The organism is Actinokineospora alba, from assembly GCF_004362515.1.
Lineage (GTDB): Bacteria > Actinomycetota > Actinomycetes > Mycobacteriales > Pseudonocardiaceae > Actinokineospora > Actinokineospora alba.
This window is the reverse complement of record NZ_SNXU01000001.1, coordinates 2758870-2777462: the sequence shown is the minus strand read 5'-3', so window position 1 is coordinate 2777462 and position 18593 is coordinate 2758870. Positions and strand designations below refer to the sequence as shown.

The 18593-nt window shown below is 68.4% G+C and carries 16 protein-coding genes; 7 read left to right on the top strand and 9 right to left on the bottom strand.

All coding sequences use genetic code 11. The features are described from left to right. The first annotated feature begins 6 nt into the window (after window positions 1-6). Window positions 7-1557: an MFS transporter gene (locus tag C8E96_RS13240; protein ID WP_091383336.1), complete on the top strand. Its 1551-nt coding sequence runs from the start codon at window positions 7-9 to the stop codon at window positions 1555-1557. On the opposite strand, the gene C8E96_RS13235 is transcribed toward C8E96_RS13240, so the two are convergent. Further along, a complete protein-coding gene (locus C8E96_RS13235) occupies window positions 1550-3127 on the bottom strand; it encodes an alpha/beta hydrolase (protein ID WP_176935832.1) in 1578 nt (525 codons plus the stop codon). The two genes, C8E96_RS13240 and C8E96_RS13235, sit on opposite strands and share 8 nt — an antisense overlap. A gap of 165 nt (window positions 3128-3292) precedes the next feature. Between C8E96_RS13235 and C8E96_RS13230 the strand changes: the two genes are divergently transcribed. Both C8E96_RS13230 and C8E96_RS13225 read left to right on the top strand, forming a co-directional pair. Then, window positions 3293-4063 carry a GNAT family N-acetyltransferase gene (locus C8E96_RS13230; protein WP_091383338.1) on the top strand — a complete coding sequence of 257 codons (771 nt, stop codon included), beginning with the start codon at window positions 3293-3295 and terminating at the stop codon, window positions 4061-4063. A gap of 64 nt (window positions 4064-4127) precedes the next feature. Then, the gene (locus C8E96_RS13225; RefSeq protein ID WP_091383339.1) at window positions 4128-5414 is read left to right on the top strand and encodes a glycoside hydrolase family 1 protein; all 1287 of its coding nucleotides are present in this window, start codon (window positions 4128-4130) and stop codon (window positions 5412-5414) included. 341 nt (window positions 5415-5755) lie between these two features. Here C8E96_RS13225 and C8E96_RS13220 read toward each other — a convergent pair whose 3' ends face one another. Then, a complete protein-coding gene (locus C8E96_RS13220; protein ID WP_228770273.1) occupies window positions 5756-7303 on the bottom strand; it encodes an alpha/beta hydrolase in 1548 nt (515 codons plus the stop codon). A 103-nt stretch (window positions 7304-7406) separates the two neighbouring features. Between C8E96_RS13220 and secA2 the strand changes: the two genes are divergently transcribed. Beyond that, window positions 7407-9752 carry an accessory Sec system translocase SecA2 gene (secA2, locus tag C8E96_RS13215; protein WP_091383432.1) on the top strand — a complete coding sequence of 782 codons (2346 nt, stop codon included), beginning with the start codon at window positions 7407-7409 and terminating at the stop codon, window positions 9750-9752. Here secA2 and C8E96_RS13210 read toward each other — a convergent pair. Beyond that, entirely contained in the window at window positions 9724-10986 is a 1263-nt protein-coding gene (locus C8E96_RS13210; RefSeq protein WP_091383340.1) for an RNA-guided endonuclease InsQ/TnpB family protein, read from the bottom strand. The genes secA2 and C8E96_RS13210 overlap by 29 nt on opposite strands. A 127-nt stretch (window positions 10987-11113) precedes the next feature. On the opposite strand from C8E96_RS13210, the gene C8E96_RS13205 reads away from it, so the two are divergent. Further along, on the top strand, window positions 11114-12835 hold the full coding sequence (locus C8E96_RS13205) for an NAD+ synthase (protein ID WP_091383341.1): 1722 nt from the start codon (window positions 11114-11116) through the stop codon (window positions 12833-12835). On the opposite strand, the gene C8E96_RS13200 is transcribed toward C8E96_RS13205, so the two are convergent. Together C8E96_RS13200 and C8E96_RS34390 are read right to left on the bottom strand one after the other, a co-directional pair. Then, entirely contained in the window at window positions 12836-13117 is a 282-nt protein-coding gene (locus C8E96_RS13200; RefSeq protein ID WP_091383342.1) for a GNAT family N-acetyltransferase, read from the bottom strand. After that, entirely contained in the window at window positions 13118-13249 is a 132-nt protein-coding gene (locus C8E96_RS34390; RefSeq protein ID WP_267463851.1) for a hypothetical protein, read from the bottom strand. A gap of 200 nt (window positions 13250-13449) precedes the next feature. On the opposite strand from C8E96_RS34390, the gene panB reads away from it, so the two are divergent. After that, the gene (gene panB / locus C8E96_RS13195; protein WP_091383343.1) at window positions 13450-14325 is read left to right on the top strand and encodes a 3-methyl-2-oxobutanoate hydroxymethyltransferase; all 876 of its coding nucleotides are present in this window, start codon (window positions 13450-13452) and stop codon (window positions 14323-14325) included. A 335-nt stretch (window positions 14326-14660) separates the two neighbouring features. Here the strand turns inward: panB and C8E96_RS13190 are convergent, their stop codons facing one another. Then, window positions 14661-15596, bottom strand: a complete 936-nt coding sequence (locus C8E96_RS13190; RefSeq protein ID WP_091383344.1) for a glutathione S-transferase family protein — start codon at window positions 15594-15596, stop codon at window positions 14661-14663. Window positions 15597-15630: 34 nt separating this feature from the next. Between C8E96_RS13190 and pip the strand changes: the two genes are divergently transcribed. Next, on the top strand, window positions 15631-16584 hold the full coding sequence (gene pip / locus C8E96_RS13185) for a prolyl aminopeptidase (protein WP_091383345.1): 954 nt from the start codon (window positions 15631-15633) through the stop codon (window positions 16582-16584). Between the two features lie 4 nt (window positions 16585-16588). Here pip and C8E96_RS13180 read toward each other — a convergent pair whose 3' ends face one another. From C8E96_RS13180 to C8E96_RS13170, 3 genes are read right to left on the bottom strand one after another with little or no spacing between them, the layout of a single operon-like run. Continuing rightward, window positions 16589-17200: a TetR/AcrR family transcriptional regulator gene (locus tag C8E96_RS13180; RefSeq protein WP_091383346.1), complete on the bottom strand. Its 612-nt coding sequence runs from the start codon at window positions 17198-17200 to the stop codon at window positions 16589-16591. Continuing rightward, window positions 17197-17790, bottom strand: a complete 594-nt coding sequence (locus tag C8E96_RS13175; RefSeq protein ID WP_091383347.1) for a type 1 glutamine amidotransferase domain-containing protein — start codon at window positions 17788-17790, stop codon at window positions 17197-17199. The genes C8E96_RS13180 and C8E96_RS13175 overlap by 4 nt, the downstream gene beginning before the upstream one ends. A 40-nt stretch (window positions 17791-17830) precedes the next feature. Beyond that, a complete protein-coding gene (locus tag C8E96_RS13170; protein ID WP_091383348.1) occupies window positions 17831-18592 on the bottom strand; it encodes a helical backbone metal receptor in 762 nt (253 codons plus the stop codon). Between the last annotated feature and the right edge of the window lies 1 nt (window position 18593).

Genomic DNA, 18593 nt, shown 5'->3' with positions numbered 1-18593 from the left:
CTGTCGATGACGGGAACCACCGGGCGCGGCCGGTCCATCGCGATCGGCGCGGGCGGGCTCGCGGTGCTGCTCGGCGCGCTCGACACCTACGTCGTGGTCAGCGTGATCCGGCAGATCATCGAGGACCTGCAGATCCCGATCAACCGGCTGGAGAAGGTCACCCCGATCGTCACGGGGTACCTGCTGGGCTACATCGCGGCGATGCCGCTGCTGGGTCAGGCGTCGGACCGGTTCGGCCGCAAACTGCTGCTGCAGCTGTGTCTGCTCGGGTTTCTGGTGGGCTCCGTGGTCACCGCGCTCTCCGGTGATCTCACGGTGCTGGTCACCGGGCGGGTGATCCAGGGCGTCGCGAGCGGTGCGCTGCTGCCGGTGACGATGGCGCTGGCCGCCGACCTGTGGGCGGAGAACCGGCGCTCGACCGTGCTCGGCGCGGTCGGCGCGGCGCAGGAACTCGGGAGCGTGCTGGGGCCGCTGTACGGGGTGGCGATCGCGAGCCTTCCGCTGTGGGCCGACATCTCCGGGTGGCGAGCGGTGTTCTGGGTGAACGTGCCGCTGGCGGTGATCGCGATGGTGGCGGTCCAGCTGACGGTGCCCGCACACCAGCGCGCCGAGAACCCGGTGCGGGTCGACGTCGTCGGCGGGCTGCTGCTCGCGGTGACGCTCGGGTTGGCCGTGATCGGTCTCTACAACCCGACCCCGCGCGATGCGGTGCTGCCGTCCTGGGGTCCGGGGATGCTTGTCGGCGCGGTGGTCGCGCTGGTGGCGTTCCTGCTGTGGGAGCGGCGCGCGCGGACCAAGCTGATCGACCCGGCGGGGGTGGCCATGCGGCCGTTCCTGGCCTCGCTCGGCGTGTCCGCGGCGGCCGGTGCGGCGCTGATGGTGACGCTGGTGAACGTCGATCTGTTCGCCCAGTCGCTGCTCGGCGACGACGACAGCGGCGCGGTGTTCGTCCTGCTGCGCTTCCTGATCGCGCTGCCGATCGGCGCCCTCGTGGGCGGTTTCGCGGCGGCACGGTTTGGGGACCGGATCGTGACGGTCATCGGGATGCTTATCGCGGGGATCGGCTACCTGCTCATGTCCGGGTGGACCGTCGACGTGGAGTCGACGACGCGGGTGTTGGGACTGCCCACTTTGGACACCGATCTCGTGGTGGCCGGGTTCGGGCTGGGCCTGGTGATCGCGCCGCTGTCGGCGGCGGTGTTGCGCGTGGTTCCGGCCGAGCGGCACGGGGTCGCGTCGGCGGGCGTGGTGGTCGCGCGGATGACCGGGATGCTCGTGGGTGTCGCGGCGCTGTCGGCGTGGGGGCTGCACCGGTTCCACAGCCTGACGGCGAACCTGAACCCGCCACTGCCGTTCGGGATGGACGAGGCGGAGTTCGCGCGGCAGATGGCGGCGTACACGACCCGGCTGAAGGAAGCGCTGGTCACGCAGTACACCGACATCTTCCTGATCACGTCGATCGTGTGCGCCGCGGGAGCGGTGCTGGCGCTGCTGATCACCAGCGGACACGGTCGCGCCCGCATCGGCGGACGCGACCGTGTCGAAGTGGCTAGCTAGCGGCCGGGAACAGTGGAGCGTCGGTCTGGCACACCGTGCCGGGGACCGGGAGCTTCCGGTGGATCAGGTAGGACTCGAACTTCCCGGTGACGCACTCGCTCATCCGCAGCGTGCCGTGGCCCCAGCCGTCGAGGGTCAGCATCCGCGAACCCTTCATCAGGCCGTTGAGGGCGCGGGCGCCGCTGATCGGGGTGGCCGGGTCGTGCGTGTTGCCGACGATCAGCAGCGGCGTCGACGTCTTGACGGTGTACGGGCCGCGGAACGCCGACTTCGACGAGCCCGGCCAGTTGACGCACGGCGAGGAGATCCACGACCACAGTTCACCGAAGCCGGGGCCGTTGGCCTCGGCGTGCGCGGCGGAGCGGATCGGGGCTTCGCGGTCGGTCGGGTTGACGCTGTCGGCGCACAGGACGCCGTGGAACGTCGGGGCGATGGTCTCCTCACCGAAGGTCGGGACGGCGGGGCGCTCGGCGGCGCGGAGTTTCGCCCAGGCGTCGCCCGCTCGGCTCGGCACGCGGGCGGCACCGAAGATCTGCTGGTGCATGGCCTCGATGAAGTCCATGATCAGCGGGTAGTTGCCCGGCCCGTACATCGCGCCGAGCAGGGTTCCCATGACTTCCTGGTAGTTGAGCTTGCCGTTCGGGGTGTCGACGTCACCCTGCTTGAGCCGCTCGACGACCTTGTGGAACTTGCCGCTCGCCTGGCCCGCGGCCGGGCACCGGGCGGCGCCGACGCGGTCGCATTCGGCGAACGAGCTGTGCAGCGACTCCCACGCGCCGTACTCGCTGCCGAACCGGGCGGACGCGACGTATTTGGCGTCGTCGCCGCGACCCGTGGACCAGGCGACCGGGTCGAGGACACCGTCGACGATGAGCGCGCGGACCTTGTTCGGGTACATCGCGGCGTAGGTGGCGCCGAGGACGCTGCCGTAGGAGATGCCGTAGAAGGTCAGCTGCCGGTCCCCGACTGCCTGGCGCATCAGGTCCATGTCGCGCGCGGTGTCGGCGGTCGACATGTGGTCGAGGATCTCGTTGCCGCGCTTGTCGCACAGCCCGCGGTAGAAGTCGTCGAACGCCAGTTGGGCGTTCACTTCGCTTTCGCTGCGCGGGAAGGCGATCGTCGGGACCGGTGGCCCCGGCGGGTCCTCCGGTGCCGCGGCGCAGACGACGGGCTCGCTGCCGCAGCCCTCCGTCAGGCAGTTGCGCTGACCGGCGATGCCGCGCGGGTCGATGCCCACGATGTCGAACCGCTGCCGGGTGCTCGCGCCGAGCAGGTCGCCCGCACCGACGGCGAAGTCCGCGGCGGAGCCACCGGGGCCGCCGTTGTTGATGAACAACGTGCCGATCTTGCGGTTCGGCTGGTCCGCGGGCCGCTTGACCAGCCGCAGGCTGATCTTCTTGCCCCTCGGGTCGGCGTAGTCCAACGGCACCGGCACCATCGCGCACCGCAGGTGCTTGTCGTCCGGGCACTGCTGCCACTGGATCTTCGGCACCGCTGTGTGCGCGGCGTCGGCCGCGGCGAGCGGAGGCGCCACCGCGGACGCCAAGACGACCGCCACCCCCACGGCCATCACTCTCTTCTGACGCGACATTCGGGTTCCCCTCTGTTTTGTGATCCCGTGTCAACTGTGTCGCGGCTGAAGGGGCGGGAACCCCTGACTTTCGTCTGGTCTTGATCAGACCTGAGGATGTTTTATTCGCATCCCTGAGGCTGATGCCTGCGCCATGATTGGTGCGTGGAGACAACTGCGGCGCTGCGCCGAATCGCGGCGTTCGAGGACCGGTTCGCCCGAGTGCAGGCGACCGAGATCGTCGAACTGGGGTGGGGACATGTGTTGCTGCAGCACGACTATCCGGCGTCGTGGCACCACAACCGGGTGATCGTCACCGGAGCGGTCGAACCCGCGACGGTGATCGCGACGGCCGACAAGGTGTTGGGCGACAACGGACACAGGCACCGGTTGGTCAACTTCACCGACGGCCCCCAAGGCGCGGCGGCGGCAGCGGCGTTCGAGGCCGCGGGGTACGAGGCGGAGCGGATCGTCACGATGATCCACTCCGGCGACCTGCCCGCACGGGTCCGCGGGCCGGTCGAGGCGCTCTCGTTCGACGAGTTGCGGTCGTCGCTGCTGGAGGACTGGAAAGCGGACTATCCCGACGACAGCGACGAGTCCAACGCGCAACTGGCTGACCGGGTGCGGCTCTACTCCCTGGGCGCGGACGTCACCTTCCTCGGCGTCCGCGACGCGTCCGGGGAGGTGGTTGCCCACGGGGAGCTGTACGTGTCAGACGGGTTGGCGCAGTTCGAGAACATCATCACCCGGCCGGAGCACCGCGGTAAGGGCTACGCGAAGGGCATGGTGATCGAGGCCCTGCACCGGGCGCGGGACGCGGGTTGCGACCTGTCCTTCCTCACCGCGGAGGCCACGAACTGGCCGCGCGCCTGGTACCGGCGAATAGGGTATCGGGACGCGGTCGAGGTTCATCACTTCCAGCGAACTCCCTGACCGGCGGATGCGAAACTGCTTCACCTCTGGCTGAATGGGTGATCCCCTAGCCGGAGGATCGCCCATGTTGCGCTTGGTTCCCCTGCTCGCGGTCGTCGTTCTGCTGCTCGGGTTGAGCGCCGTGCCCGCCCAAGCCACTCCCATGCCACCCGGCTTCCACTGGGGCGTCTCGCTGGCGGGCTTCCAATCGGAGGGCTTCGCACCGGACAGCAACTGGCGGCGCTACGTCGAACAGGGCACGTCCGCGATCAAGCACCCGTATCGGGACGCCGTCGACTTCCGGCACCGGTACGCCTCCGACATCGAGCTGGCGCGACAGCTCGGGGTCAACACATTCCGGTTCAGCGTCGAGTGGGCGCGCGTGCAACCCCGGCCGGGCGCGTGGGACGAGACGGAACTGGCGTACTACGACGACGTCGTGGCGAAGGTCCGCGCGGCGGACATGACGCCGATGATCACGTTGACGCACTTCGTGCACCCAGGCTGGGTCGTCGACCAAGGCGGCTGGGTGAACCCCCGGACCGTTGTCGACTGGCTGGTCTACGCGCGCGCGATCGCGACCCGCTACCGCGGACTGGGCGCTTTGTGGATCACGTTCAACGAGCCGACCCAGTACCGGCACCATGAGCGGCAGAACGGCGGGGTGGGCGTGTTCGAGGCGGGCACGATGATGACCAACCTCGTGGCCGCGCACCGGGCCGGGTTCGACGTGATCCATGAGGTCGACCCGGGGAGCCGGGTCAGCAGCAACATCGCGTACCTGCCGCCGCCGCTGCAGGGGTTCGCGGACGCGGACTTCCTGAACCGGGTCGGGGACAAGCTCGACTTCGTGGGAATCGACTACTACTACGGACTGAGCCTGGACAACCTCACGGCGATCCATGGGGCGTCGGGTGAGTTCTGGAAGATCGCGCCGCAGCCGGATGGGATCTATTACGCGCTCAAGGAGTATCAGCGGCAGTACCCGCACCTTCCGTTGTATGTGGTGGAGAACGGGATGCCGACTGATAACGGGGCGCGGGCGGATGGGTACAGCCGGTCTTCGCATCTGCGTGATCACTTGTATTGGGTTCAGCGGGCGATGGCTGAAGGTGTTCGGGTGATCGGGTACAACTACTGGAGTCTCACTGACAACTACGAGTGGGGCGATTATCGGGCTCGGTTTGGGTTGTACACGGTGGACGTTCTTACCGATCCTTCTTTGACTCGGCGCCCTACGGATGCGGTGGCGGCGTATCGGGAGACGATCGCTGCTGGTGGGGTGCCTGCTGACTATGTGCCGGTGCGGCGGCCGGCTTGGTGTGTGTTCGCTGATCTTCGGACTTGCCTGGCCCGGCCGCCTGTGCGGTGAGTTGCGGCCTCGGGCTGTGGGTGCCTGTTTGGGTGGTTCGCCTTGATTTGGGGACCCCGGAAATGGGCCTGCGCGGGTAAAGCGGGCAGGATAGGGAAACTGCCCCGCGCCGCGAAAGTTTAGGCCCATTTCACCCCAAATCAAGGCGAACCACCCAAACAGGCCGTTGGGATTGGCCTCTCACGACCCAGGGTGGTTGGGATTAGCCTCTCGCGACCGGAGGCGTTGGGAATGGCCGTTGCCAAACTTTCCTCCGCACCACCGCGAGTCGCCCCTCCAGGCAAGTGAGTCGCCCGGTCAGGCAAGTGAGTTCGCCATTCGTAGTGCTGGCGTGGCTTGTGTCAGCCCTTGCAGCGCAAGCCGTCGGCCGGGAGGGTGAGGTCGACCAGGTAGCGGGTTCCCGCGTCATCCACGCATTTGTCGCCCTGCATGAAGACGGTGTGTTGGGTGGCCTCGTAGGTCAGCAACCGCCCGCCTAGGGCTTTGGCCAGGTTCACGCCCGCTGTGTACGGCGTGGCCGGGTCGCCGGTGGTGGAGATGACCAGGGTCGGGGGCAGACCGTCGACCTTCGGCTGATGCGGTTCGCTCGTGTTCGGCACCGCCCAGAAAGCGCACGAGTCGAGGGCGGGCAGCGGCGGGTCAGTGGCGGACATGAACGAGTCCTTGGTGCCCTCGATGATCCGCCGGGTCGCGTCCTCGACCTTTGCCCGATCGGTGATCCGGGGTTCGTCGACGCACCGGACGGCCACCAAAGCGGCCATGGTCGACGTGTAGCTGCCGTCGGTGTCTCGGCCCAGGTACAGGTCCGCGAGCAACAGCAGTTGACTGCCGTCGCCCTTGGCCAGGGCCGTCAAAGCGCCTGACAGGAAGGACCAGGTCTCGTCGCTGTAGAGGGCGGCGGCGACGCCGGTGGTGGCGTCGCTCGCGGACAGCTTTCGGGCACCCACCTCCAGCGGCTGCTTCTTGAGACCTTCGAGCAACTGCCGCAGCCGGGTCTCGTCCTTGACGGCGCACGACTCTTCGGGGGCGCACCACGCGAGGTAGGCGTCGAGGGCCTTGTCGAAGCCCGTGATCTGGCCGATGGCCTGGCTGACCGGGTCCTCCAACGGGTCGACGGCACCGTCGAGGACCAGGGCGCGGACGTTGCCCGGGAAGGCCTCGGCGTAGGCGGTGCCGATGCGGGTTCCATAGGAGTAGCCCACGTAGTTGAGCTTCTCGTCGCCCAGGACCGAGCGGAGGACGTCCATGTCGCGGGCGACGTCGCGGGTGCCGACGTTGGCCAGGACGTCCGCGCCGCCGCTGCGCTCGGCGCACTTGGCGGCGAAGTCCTTGTTCTCGGTCTCCTCTTCGGCGACCGTGGTGTTGTCCGGCTCGACCCGGTCAGAGTCCATCTCCGGGTCGGTCAGGCACCGGATGCGCGGCTCGCTGACGCCGATGCCGCGCGGGTCGAAGCCGACGAGGTCGAACTTCTCCGCCAGCTCGGTGCCCTCGATCTTGCCCGCGATCGACGCCGCCGCGGTCATCCCGGACACGCCGGGGCCGCCCGGGTTGATCACCAGGGAGCCGACCTTCGCGCCGGTCGCCTGCTTGCGCAGCAGGCCGATGGTGATCGTCTTCGCGTCGGGTTTCGTGTAGTCCAGAGGCACGCTGAGCAGGGCACACTTGACGCCCTGGTCGTTGAAGGTGCGCTTGCTCTCGTCGTCGTGCGCCAGCGGTCTGCACGCGCGCCACGTCAGGGTCTGCCCGTAGAACCGGTCCAGCCCGGCGGGCACGGGGCCCTTCGGACCGAGGGTCTCGGAATCACCCGACACGGGGTTTCCGGACACCTGCGCGCTGCACGAGCTCAGCGCGGCCACCACCATCAGGAGCATCAACCTGCGTCGGAGCACCTGACCAGTGTGTCAGCCGGGAACTCATCCGCCACACTTCGCCGTTAGGTGACAGGGTCGACAATGGCGTCACTTGCGAGACGAACGAGAGGTGGCCGGAGACGTGGCTGCGTTTCTGACACGGGTCAAGAGCCTGTTCCAGCACTTGATGGAACGGCCCTCGACGGTCGACCTCAAGAAGTACACCGAGGTCCTTACCTCCATCGAGTGGCGGGAAGAGCGGGTCGCGAAGCTCACCGACGCCGAGCTGACCGAGGCCGCGGGCGAGCTTCGGGAAAAGGCGCTGGGCGGGCTCGACGCGCACGGCATGGTCGAGCTGTGCGCGCTCGGCCGCGAAGCCGCGCGCCGCGGCCTGGACCAGCGGCCCTACGACATGCAGCTGGTCGGCGCCATGGAGCTGCTGCACGGCCGGGTGGTCGAGATGGGCACCGGTGAGGGCAAGACGCTCGCGGGCGCGCTGGCCGCCGCCGGGTACGCGCTGCAGGGCCGCGCGGTGCACGTCATGTCGGTCAACGACTACCTGGCCCGCCGCGACGCCGAGTGGATGGCGCCGGTGTACGAGCTGCTGGGCGTGTCCGTGGGCTGGGTCGACCAGGAGTCGACCCCCGGCGAGCGGCGCATCGCCTACGGCAAGGACGTCACCTACGGCGCGGTCAGCGAGATCGGCTTCGACGTGCTGCGCGACCGGCTGTGCACCGACGTCGAGGACCTGGTCCACCGCGAACCCGACGTGGCGCTGATCGACGAGGCCGACTCGGTGCTGGTCGACGAGGCCAGGGTGCCGCTGGTGATGGCCGGGTCCACCGAGGACTCCCAGGGCGACCCGGAGGTCGCCGCGATCGTGCGCACGCTGCGCCCGGGCCGCGACTACGAGCGCGACGAGGACAACCGCAACGCCTGGCTGACCAGCCGCGGCGCGAAGGTGGTGGAGAAGGCCCTCGGCGACATCGACCTGTACTCCGGCGACCACAGCGACCGGCTCGCCGCGGTCAACGCCGCCCTGCACGCGCACGCGCTGCTGCAGCGCGACGTCGACTACATCGTGCGCGACGGCAAGGTGCACCTGATCAACACCTCCCGCGGCCGGATCGCGCTGCTGCAGCGCTGGCCCGACGGGCTGCAGGCCGCGGTCGAGGCCAAGGAGCGGCTCGACCCGACCGAGAGCGGCGAGGTGCTCGACTCGATCTCCGTGCAGGGTCTTGTGGGCCGCTACCAGCGGGTCTGCGGCATGACCGGCACCGCGACCGCGGTCAGCGAGCAGCTGCGCGAGTTCTATGACCTCAAGGTGTCGGTGATCCCGCCGAACAAGCCGTGCGTGCGGGTCGACGAGCCCGACCGGATCTACGACACGGTCGAGGCCAAGGAGACCGCGCTGGTCGCCGAGATCGTCGAGCAGCACGAGAGCGGCCGTCCGATCCTGGTCGGCACGCTCGACGTGGCCGAGTCGGAGCGGATCTCGGAGAAGCTGACCGAGGCCGGGGTGACCACGGTCGTCCTCAACGCGAAGAACGACGCGGAGGAAGCCGCGATCGTCGCCGACGCGGGTGCGCACGCGGCGGTCACGGTGTCCACCCAGATGGCCGGGCGCGGCACCGACATCAAGCTCGGCGGCGCGGACGGCGACGAGGACGACCACGACAAGGTCGCCGACCTGGGCGGGCTCTTCGTCATCGCCTCCGGGCACTACTCCAGCAGCAGGCTCGACAACCAGCTGCGCGGCCGGTCCGGCCGCCAGGGCGACCCGGGGCGCTCGGTGGTGTTCGCCAGCCTCGGCGACGACCTGATCGCCCAGTACGCGCCGGACGCCACCGCGGGCGCCGACCCGGCCGAGGACGGCAGACTCGAGGACCAGACCTCGAAGCGGTACCTCGAGCACGCGCAGCGGGTCGCCGAGGGCGTGCACCTCGACATCCACCGCAACACCTGGCGCTACACCCGGCTCATCGAGCACCAGCGCGGCCTGGTCCTGGCCTATCGCGACGACGTCCTGCGCACCGACCTCGCCGCCGAGCAGCTCAAAGAACAGTGCCCGGACCGGTGGGAGAAGCTGGCCGAGGACGTCCCGGAGGAGGTCCTGACGACCGCGGCCCGGCAGATCCTGCTGTTCCACCTCGACCAGCGCTGGTCTCGGCATCTGGCGTTCCTGTCCGACGTGCGGGAGACCATCCACCTGCGCGCGCTGGCCAGGGAGACCCCGATCGACGAGTTCCACCGCGCGGCGATCGGCGAGTTCAAGGGAATCCTCAAGGAGATCCGCGAGTCGGCGGTCGAGACGTTCGAGGAGGCCGAGATCACCGCCGATGGCGTCGACCTGGCCGCCGCCGGACTGCGCAGGCCGACGTCGACGTGGACCTACCTGGTGCACGACAATCCGTTCGACTCCGACGCGGAGCAGGCACTGCAGCGAGTCCGGGCGGCCATCAGGAACGTGAAGGCCGGGAAGGGCTAGTCTGACTCCCTTGACATGCTCCACGCGGCCGCGCCGCGTAGGTGCTTCCTGCTTCCGCGCCCACAGCCTCCTCGCTGGGAGGACTTACGTGGGCTCCACAGGCGTTTAACCTCTCCGCCAGCCCGGCGGCGAGAATGTTGCGTGCGGCGTTGTGATCACGGTCGTGCACGGCCGCGCACTCATGACACGTCCACTCGCGGATTTTCAACGGCAGGTCATCCCTGACGTGCCCACACGCGGAGCACGTCTTCGAACTGGGCAGCCATCGCGACACCTTGACCACGGCGCGCCCGTGGCGTTCGGCCTTCTCCTGCAACAGGCGGACGAACTGCGCCCATCCCGCGTCATGGATTGCCTTCGCCAATCGACGATTGCGAACCATCCCAGCGACGTTCAAGTCCTCGACATGGACCGCTTGGTTGTCGCGAATCAATGCCAGGGCCTGCTTGTGGTGGTAATCGCGCCGCGCACGGGAGACCTTGCCGTGCACAATCGCGACACTGCGTGTCGACTTTGCCCGGTTACGCCCACCTTTCGCCCTTCGGGCCTTCTCACGTTCAAGGCGGGCAAGCTTCCGCTGCTTTCGCGCGAGATGCTTCGGGTTGGCGATCTCTCCGCGTCCACCGGCGGTGTCGGCGACTGTCGCCAGCCTGCGGATCCCGAGATCGATACCTGCTTCCCGCTCGACCGGAGGCAACGGAGTCGGCGCGAGCGCGACCGCGAAAGAAGCGTAGTAGTGCCCGTCCGGCTCCCGGATGATCGTCACCGAGGACGGTTCCGACGGTAGGTCCCTGGACCAGCGGACTTTCACCTCGCCGATCTTCGCAAGGTATAACCGGCGGTTGGGGCGCAACGTGAACCCATTGCGAGTGAGCCGAAACGACTGCCTGTTGTCTTTGCGCGACTTCAATCGAGGACGCCCCATCCGTTGGCCGTTACGTCGACCATTGAGCGAGTCGAAGAAATTCGTGTAGGCGCGATGCGCATCGCGCAACGACTGCACCAGAGCAACAGAGGCCACGTCAGCGAGCCAGGCTCGTTCCTCTGTCCCCTTGGCCAGAGTGATGACCTTGCGCTGCACGTCGGTTGGATTGACGCGCATACCAGCCTGGTAGCAGGCGTCCCTGTAGCGGACGGCATCGTTGAACACCACCCGCGCACACCCGAACGTGCGCGCCAGCAGAGAGCGTTGAGCCGCAGTGGGCTCGATCCGATACCGATACCTGGCGTGCACAGATCACTACAGCACGAAGGCCCGACAGGATCGGAGATGCTGGGCCCAGCATGGATTGGATCCCTTCTCGACTTATACTGGGTCACATTTTCGCCTCAGGGGCGAAAACATGGTGGAGGATGACGGTATGCCGCAGCTACGAATCGCATTGGCCCAGGTCAACCCCACCGTGGGCGATCTGGCTGGCAACGCCGCCACGGTCGTCGAATGGACGCGCAAGGCGGTGGAGGCCGGGGCGCACCTGGTGGTGTTCCCCGAGATGGTGCTGACCGGGTATCCGGTCGAGGACCTCGCCATGCGCGCGTCGTTCGGGCACGCGTCGCGGGCGGCGCTCGACTCGCTGGCGGTGGCGCTGGCCGAGGCGGGCTGCGGGGACATCCCGGTGTGGGCGGGCTACCTCGACCTCGACGACGTCGGCCCACGCAACGCCGCGGCCGTGCTGCACGGCGGCACGGTGGTGGCGCGGCAGTACAAGCACCACCTCCCCAACTTCGGCGTGTTCGACGAGCGCCGCTACTTCGTGCCCGGCCAGAACCTGGACATCGTGAAGGTCCGTGGGCTGGAGATCGGCATGGCGATCTGCGAGGACATCTGGCAGGAGGGCGGCCCCATCGCCGGGCTCGGCCGCGCCGGAGTGGACCTCGTGGTGTCCCCGAACGCCTCCCCGTACGAGCGCGACAAGGACGACATTCGACTGCCGCTGGTGGCCCGACGGGCCCGCGAAGCCGGGGCGCCGCTCGTCTACGTGAACCAGGTCGGCGGACAAGACGACCTCGTCTTCGACGGCGACTCGATGGTCGTCGGCGTCGACGGGACGCTGCTGGCGCGCGCGCCGCAGTTCGTCGAGCACCTGATGGTCATCGACATGGACATCCCCGGCGGCGCGACCCGGACCGACGCCGAGGTGGTCGACACCTTCACCGTCCGCCGCGTGACAGTGTCGGAGGACCCAGTGCCGGGCTACGAGCCCCAGCACTCCCCCGGCGTCGCCGAACCGCTGCCCGACGAGGCCGAAGTGTGGTCGGCGCTGGTCACGGGCCTGCGGGACTACGCGCAGAAGAACGGCTTCCGGTCGGTCGTCATGGGCCTGTCGGGCGGCATCGACTCGGCGGTGTGCGCGGCGCTGTCGGTGGACGCCTTGGGCGCGGACGCCGTCTACGGGGTCTCGATGCCGTCGGTGTACTCCTCGGATCACTCCCGCTCGGACGCGGCGGATCTGGCGGAGCGCACCGGCGTGCACTACTCGGAGCAGCCGATCGCCGGGATGGTCGAGCAGTTTGTCGGGCAGCTGGGCCTGACGGGTCTGGCCGAGGAGAACGTCCAGGCCCGCTGCCGCGGCGTCACGCTGATGGGCCTGTCGAACCAGCACGGCCACCTGGTCCTGGCGACCGGCAACAAGACGGAGCTGGCGGTCGGCTACTCCACGATCTACGGCGACGCGGTGGGCGGATTCGCCCCGATCAAGGACGTGCCGAAGACGCTGGTGTGGGAACTGGCGAAGTGGCGCAACGCCGAAGCCGAGAAGCGCGGCGAAGTCCCACCGATCCCCGAGAACTCCATCGTCAAGCCCCCGTCGGCGGAACTGCGCCCCGGCCAGATGGACAGCGACTCCCTCCCGGACTACGAACTCCTCGACGCCGTCCTGGACGACTACATCGAGGGCGACCGCGGCTACGACGACCTGATCAAGGCCGGTTTCGACCCGGAACTCATCGACCGGGTCCTGCGGATGGTCGACCGGGCCGAGTACAAGCGGCGCCAGTACCCGCCGGGCACGAAGATCAGCTTCAAGGCGTTCGGCCGCGACCGCCGCCTCCCCATCACCAGCGCGTGGCGAGAGGGCTCCTGATCAGGACGTCCGGCACCAGTAGCGCAACCTGCCCGCCGGGCTGATGTCGTCGAGCTCCCCGCCGTTGCGCTCGATCACCCGACGGGACGCGAGATTGTCGGGCGCGCAGGTCAGCAGGGCGCGGTCGATGCCGTAGGTGTGGGCCACGCCCAAGGCGGCGGCCAGGAGCGCGGTCGCGTGGCCGCGCCCTCGCGCCGAGGGCCTGATGTCGTAGCCGATGTGGCCGCCGAAGTCGGTCAGTTCGTCGTTAAGCCGCAGGTTGGGATCCGCGAGTTCACGCACTCACAGGTCGGAGTGCACACCCTCGCCGTGGTGTTCGGCCAACGCGTCGAGGAACGACTCGCGGTACCGGGGGTCGGGCACCACGAGGCGACCCGAAGCAGGCGGATCGCGGTCGTCGGTCGACGCGGGCACGCGGTCACTATCCAGTCGCCCGGCGGACGCGACAAGCCGTTTACCGGCGCACCGGGTCGGTGTCGTTTCCGTCTCCTGTGACCCTCGTCCCACCGAGTCGCTTGTCGATCGTCCGAGTGTCAGGCTTTACCTGTAAGCCATCCGCAATTACCCGGGGACCTGCGACGACGCGGGCTTCGAGGGAAGGACGGTCGACAGCGATGTCCGCTGAGAAGAACTCCGCCGAAGTAGCCGCTCCCTATGGGACTGGTGCCGCCGCAGCGCAAGGCGCGAAGCCTGCCAAGCGGGTCCGGATCCACCACCTGCAGGAGCTCAAGGAGCGCGGCGAACCGTGGCCGATGCTCACCGCCTACGACATGTACACCGCCGAACTGTTCGACGAGGCCGGAATCCCCGTGCTCCTCGTCGGCGACTCGGCCGCGAACAACGTCTACGGGTATGAGACGTCGCTGCCGGTGACGGTCGACGAACTGATTCCGCTGGTGTCGGCCGTGACACGGTCGGCGAAGAAGGCGCTCGTCGTCGCCGACCTGCCGTTCGGCTCCTACCAGCTCTCCCCTGAGCAGGCACTGGCCACGGCCGTCCGGTTCATGAAGGAAGGCCGCGCCCACGCGGTGAAGCTTGAGGGCGGCAAGGCGTTCGCGCCGCACGTGCGGGCCATCACCAACGCGGGCATCCCGGTCATGGGCCACATCGGCTTCACCCCGCAGAGCGAGCACAACCTGGGCGGCTACCGAGTCCAGGGCCGCGGCGACGCGGGCGAAACAGTCCTCGCCGACGCGTTGGCGCTGCAGGAGGCCGGGGCGTTCGCCGTGGTCATGGAGATGGTGCCCGCTGAGGTGGCCAAGAAGGTCACCCACGAACTCCACATCCCCACCGTCGGCATCGGCGCCGGCCCGGACTGCGACGCGCAGGTGTTGGTCTGGCAGGACATGGCGGGCATGCGACGGGCGAAGGCCCCGAGGTTCGTCAAGCGCTACGCCGATGTGGCGGGAGTGCTGTTGAACGCGGCCGAACAGTTCGCGGCGGACGTGCGGGGCCGAGAGTTCCCCGCACCGGAACACGCCTTCCACTAATAGATTTCAAGCCCGGCCGTGTGGCTCAAGCCATGCGGCCGGGCTTGGTCCAACCGCACCCCAGACCACCACTCCCGGACCACCACTCCGGACCACCCATCCCCCTTGCCTCCTTCCCATCCCAAAGGCGACGGGCCAATCCCAACGGCCTGTTTGGGTGGTTCGCCTTGATTTGGGGTGAAATGGGCCTAAACTTTCGCGGCGCGGGGCAGTTTCTTCACCCCTGCCCGCTTTACCCGCGCAGGCCCATTTCCGGGGTCCCCAAATCAAGGCGAACCACCCAAACAGGCCCCCAGCCAGAAGCCGGCCGGCAAACCACCCCAACAGGCCCCCCGTCAGGAACGCCCGTGCGGCACCGACCAACCAGCCGGATCCGGCCCCACAGGAACAACCCCCGTCGGATTGATCTTCGGGTGAGTCACGTAGTAGTGCCGCTTGATGTGATCAAAATCGACGGTCGAACCAAACCCAGGCGTTTGAAAGAGATCCCGCGCATACGCCCACAACACCGGCATCTCAGACAACTTCTCCCGGTTGCACTTGAAGTGCCCGTGGTAAACAGCGTCAAAGCGCACCAACGTGGTGAACAACCGGATGTCCACCTCAGTGATCTGATCCCCCACCAGAAACCGTGACCGCTCCAGCCGGGCGGAGAGCCGGTCGAGTTCGGCGAACAACGCCAAGTACGCCTTCTCATACGCCGCCTGCCCCGTAGCGAACCCCGCCTTGTACACACCGTTGTTGACGTTATGGAAGATCGACTCGATCAAAGCGTCGATCTCGGCGCGCAGCGGCACGGGATAGAGGTCAGGGGAACCAGGAGCATGGAACTCGCGCCACTCAGTACTCAGATCCAGAGTGATCTGCGGATAGTCGTTGGACACGACCGTCCCGGAAACGGTGTCGATCAGAGCGGGCACAGTCACCCGACCCGCGTACTCCGGATCCGAAGCGAGATAAGCCTCGGACAGAAACTCGATTCCCAGCACCGGGTCACGGTTCTCCGGATCGAGGGTGAACCGCCATCCCCGCTCATCCCGAATCGGGTCCACGACCCCCAGCGAGATGACCTCCGTCAACCCCAACAACCCCCGCACAATGAGCGCCCGATGCGCCCAAGGGCAGGCCAGGCTCACAATCAGCCGGTACCGACCGGCCTCCGGCCGCCTGCCCGACGACCCGTCCGCGGTGATCCGGTCGGTGAACCGGTTGGGTTGGCGCACGAACTCCCCGCGGGACGAAGTCTCCTTGCCGAATTGTGCGATCGCCATATCGACGACCCTAGGCGTAGTGCAGCATGGGCGCATGGACGTCCTGTATCCCGGTATCGAGCCGCACGAGCACGGAATGCTCGACGTCGGCGACGGGCACCGCGTGTACTGGGAGGTCAGCGGCAACCCCGACGGCAAGCCGGTGGTGGTCCTCCACGGTGGACCGGGCGCGGGCACGAACCCGGTCCAGCGCAGGCACTTCGACCCCAGCGCCTACCGGATCGTCCTGTTCGACCAGCGCGGGTCCGGGCGCAGCACGCCGCATGTGAGTGAGCCGGACGCCGACCTGTCGGCCAACACGACGTGGCACCTGGTCGCCGACATGGAGCGGCTGCGCGAGCACCTCGGCATCGAGCGCTGGCAGCTGTTCGGCGGTTCCTGGGGTGCGACGCTCGCCGTGGCGTACGCCGAGACCCACCCCGGGCGGGTCAGCGAGATCATCCTGCGCGGCGTCTTCCTGTTGCGGCCCAGCGAGTTGGACTGGCTCTACCGGGGTGGCGGCGCGAGCGCGCTGTTCCCCGAGGCGTGGGCCGAGTTCGCCGCATTGGTCCCCGACGGCGCGGACCCGCTGACCGCGTACCGCGACCTGGTATTCGGCGAAGACGAGGAACTGCGCACCCGCGCGGCTCTGGCGTGGAGCAACTGGGAGGGCGCGACAGTCTCCCTGGACCAGAGCCCGGCCCTGATGGCTCAGTACGCGGCGCCGTCGTTCGCGGTCCCCTTCGCCCGGATCGCCTTGCACTACTTCACCCACGGCGGCTGGCTCGATGACGACCAGCTGATCCGCGACGCGGGCAAGCTGGCGGGCATCCCGGGTCGGATCGTCCAGGGCCGCTACGACATCGTGTGCCCGCCGGTGACCGCGTGGGACCTGCGCCAGGCATGGCCGGACTCGCGGCTGACGTTGCCCACCGCGGGCCACGCCGTCAGCGATCCCGGTGTCCTGCAAGCACTTCGCGAAGCCACCGACGAGTTCCGGACCGGCTGACCGCTCACACCACGCGGGTGACGTGATCGCGGTAGGCGTCGGCGAGCTGGTCGAGCCCGCCTTCGCCCAAGGCCAACGGGACCCCGTAGAAGCCCGTCAGCAGCGCGGTGACCGCCGCCGGGACATCGGCCACGCCCGCCGCCCGCAGATGGTGCGCGAACAGGTCGGCCTGCGGCGTCACCGGGATGTCCAAGGCCGCTGGATCGCCGAAGACCAGCAGCCGCTCGGCGGCCGAGATCTCCTGGGGCGCGCAGAGACCGCCGCCGCGCGCGATCTCCGCCGTGATCTCGAACCACATCCTCGGTCCGTCCACAATGGACTTCGCGGTCTCGTCGAAGAACCGCAGCAGGAATGCGCGCCCCTCCCCCGCCGCGGCCGAGGCGAGCACCATCCTGATGCGCCACAAGCAGATGTGATACCCGAGCAGGTCGGCCTTGGTCGGGAAGTGGCTGAAGAACGTCGGCTCCGAGACCTCGACCGCCGCGGCCAATTCCTTGACCGACACCTCGGCGAACGGCGTCTTCTCGATCCGCTCCACCAGGTGTGACCACAGGCCGACCCGCACTCGGGCACGCTTGCGTTCGCGCAACGGGAGGGCGGATAACAGGTCGCTCATCGCAGTTCCCGCACCACCAGATCGGCGAGAGCGCCGGACGACTGCGGGTTCTGGCCGGTGAAAAGCTTGCCGTCCTGACGCACCGAGCTGGTGAACGGGTCGCCCGCCTCGACGTTGGCGCCCAGCTCGACCATCTTGCGCGCCAAGGAGAACGGGATGATCGCGTCGGCGCCCGCCGCCGTCTCCTCGCTGTCGCTGAACACGGTCACCACCTTGCCGCTGACCAGTTCGGGGACATTAAGCAGACCTGCGGATCCATGGCAGACCGCGGCGACCACCGGGGTGTTGCGCAGCACCTGGGTGAGGTCGGGGTTGTCCGGGAAGTCGGCCATCGCGCCATGCCCGCCCACAAGGAAGACGGCGTCGTAAGCCTTGGGGTCCACCTCGGCGAGCGCGAGGGTGTCCGTCGGCCCGCCCGACCCGCTTGCCGGATCGATCGGCGGAGTGCCGCCGAGGACGGAGGCCACGTCGACGGTGAAGCCCGCGGCGTGGAAGGCGTGGAGCGGGACGGTGAACTCCTCCAGCCAGACACCGGTCGGGCGTCCGCCGAGGGAGGCGGCAGAGGTCAGCACTAGCAGCACGTTTGTCATGAACCGAGGCTACGCAATTTCTTGAGTCTACACAACTTTTTCAGCAGACCTCAGATATTGCCGCGCCCAATGACTCGCGAGCGGCCACCAGGGACGGGCCGCACCAGGTCAGATATCGGCCGTTGACCAGCACGGATCGCTTGTCCGGGAAAGCCTCGGGACCGTCGGTCGGGGTGAACTCGTACGGCTCGTCCGGCAGCACGGCCAGCTCCGCGGGCATCGCGTTCAGCTCAGCCAACGTCGGCCGTGGGTAGCGGTCGGCATGGTTCGCGTACGCGTTGGCGACGCCGAGCCGGAGCAGGACGTCACCGGCGAAGGTGTCGCGGCCGACGACGATCCACGGCTTGCGCCACACCGGGATCACCGCGGTGGCGCGCACCGGCACCACGTCGTGCCAGGCGTCCTCGGCGGCGGGCAGCCAATCCGGCTCGGACAACCCGAGGCCCTGGGTGAGCAGCCTGCGGATCGACGCCAGGCCCACCGGCACGGTCTCCGCCGCCCGAGTCACCCACACCGCGACGCCGTCAGCCCGCAGCCGCTCGACGTCCTCGGGGCGGTTCTCCTCCGAGTTGGCGATCACCAGGCCCGGCCGCAGGTCGAGCACCGCGTCGACGGTCGGGTACTTCGAACCGCCCACCCTGGGCACGTCCAGCGTGAGCGGGTGAGTGCAGTACTCGGTCGCGCCCACGATCAGACCCGGCGCGGACGTCTCCACCGCCTCGGTCAGCGACGGGACGAGGCTGACCACCCGCGAGGGGGTTCCGGTCAGCGGGACCGGCTCGCCGAGGTCGTCGAAGAACACC

Excerpts from the sequence above, each read along its gene's own strand:
- C8E96_RS13180 (WP_091383346.1), bottom strand. The coding sequence starts at position 17,200 with ATGAGCGACCTGTTATCCGCCCTCCCGTTGCGCGAACGCAAGCGTGCC.
- C8E96_RS13190 (WP_091383344.1), bottom strand. The coding sequence starts at position 15,596 with ATGGCGATCGCACAATTCGGCAAGGAGACTTCGTCCCGCGGGGAGTTC.
- C8E96_RS13235 (WP_176935832.1), bottom strand. The coding sequence starts at position 3,127 with ATGGCCGTGGGGGTGGCGGTCGTCTTGGCGTCCGCGGTGGCGCCTCCG.
- C8E96_RS13225 (WP_091383339.1), top strand. The coding sequence starts at position 4,128 with ATGTTGCGCTTGGTTCCCCTGCTCGCGGTCGTCGTTCTGCTGCTCGGG.
- panB (WP_091383343.1), top strand. The coding sequence starts at position 13,450 with ATGTCCGCTGAGAAGAACTCCGCCGAAGTAGCCGCTCCCTATGGGACT.
- C8E96_RS13240 (WP_091383336.1), top strand. The coding sequence starts at position 7 with ATGACGGGAACCACCGGGCGCGGCCGGTCCATCGCGATCGGCGCGGGC.
- C8E96_RS13205 (WP_091383341.1), top strand. The coding sequence starts at position 11,114 with ATGCCGCAGCTACGAATCGCATTGGCCCAGGTCAACCCCACCGTGGGC.
- pip (WP_091383345.1), top strand. The coding sequence starts at position 15,631 with ATGGACGTCCTGTATCCCGGTATCGAGCCGCACGAGCACGGAATGCTC.
- C8E96_RS13175 (WP_091383347.1), bottom strand. The coding sequence starts at position 17,790 with ATGACAAACGTGCTGCTAGTGCTGACCTCTGCCGCCTCCCTCGGCGGA.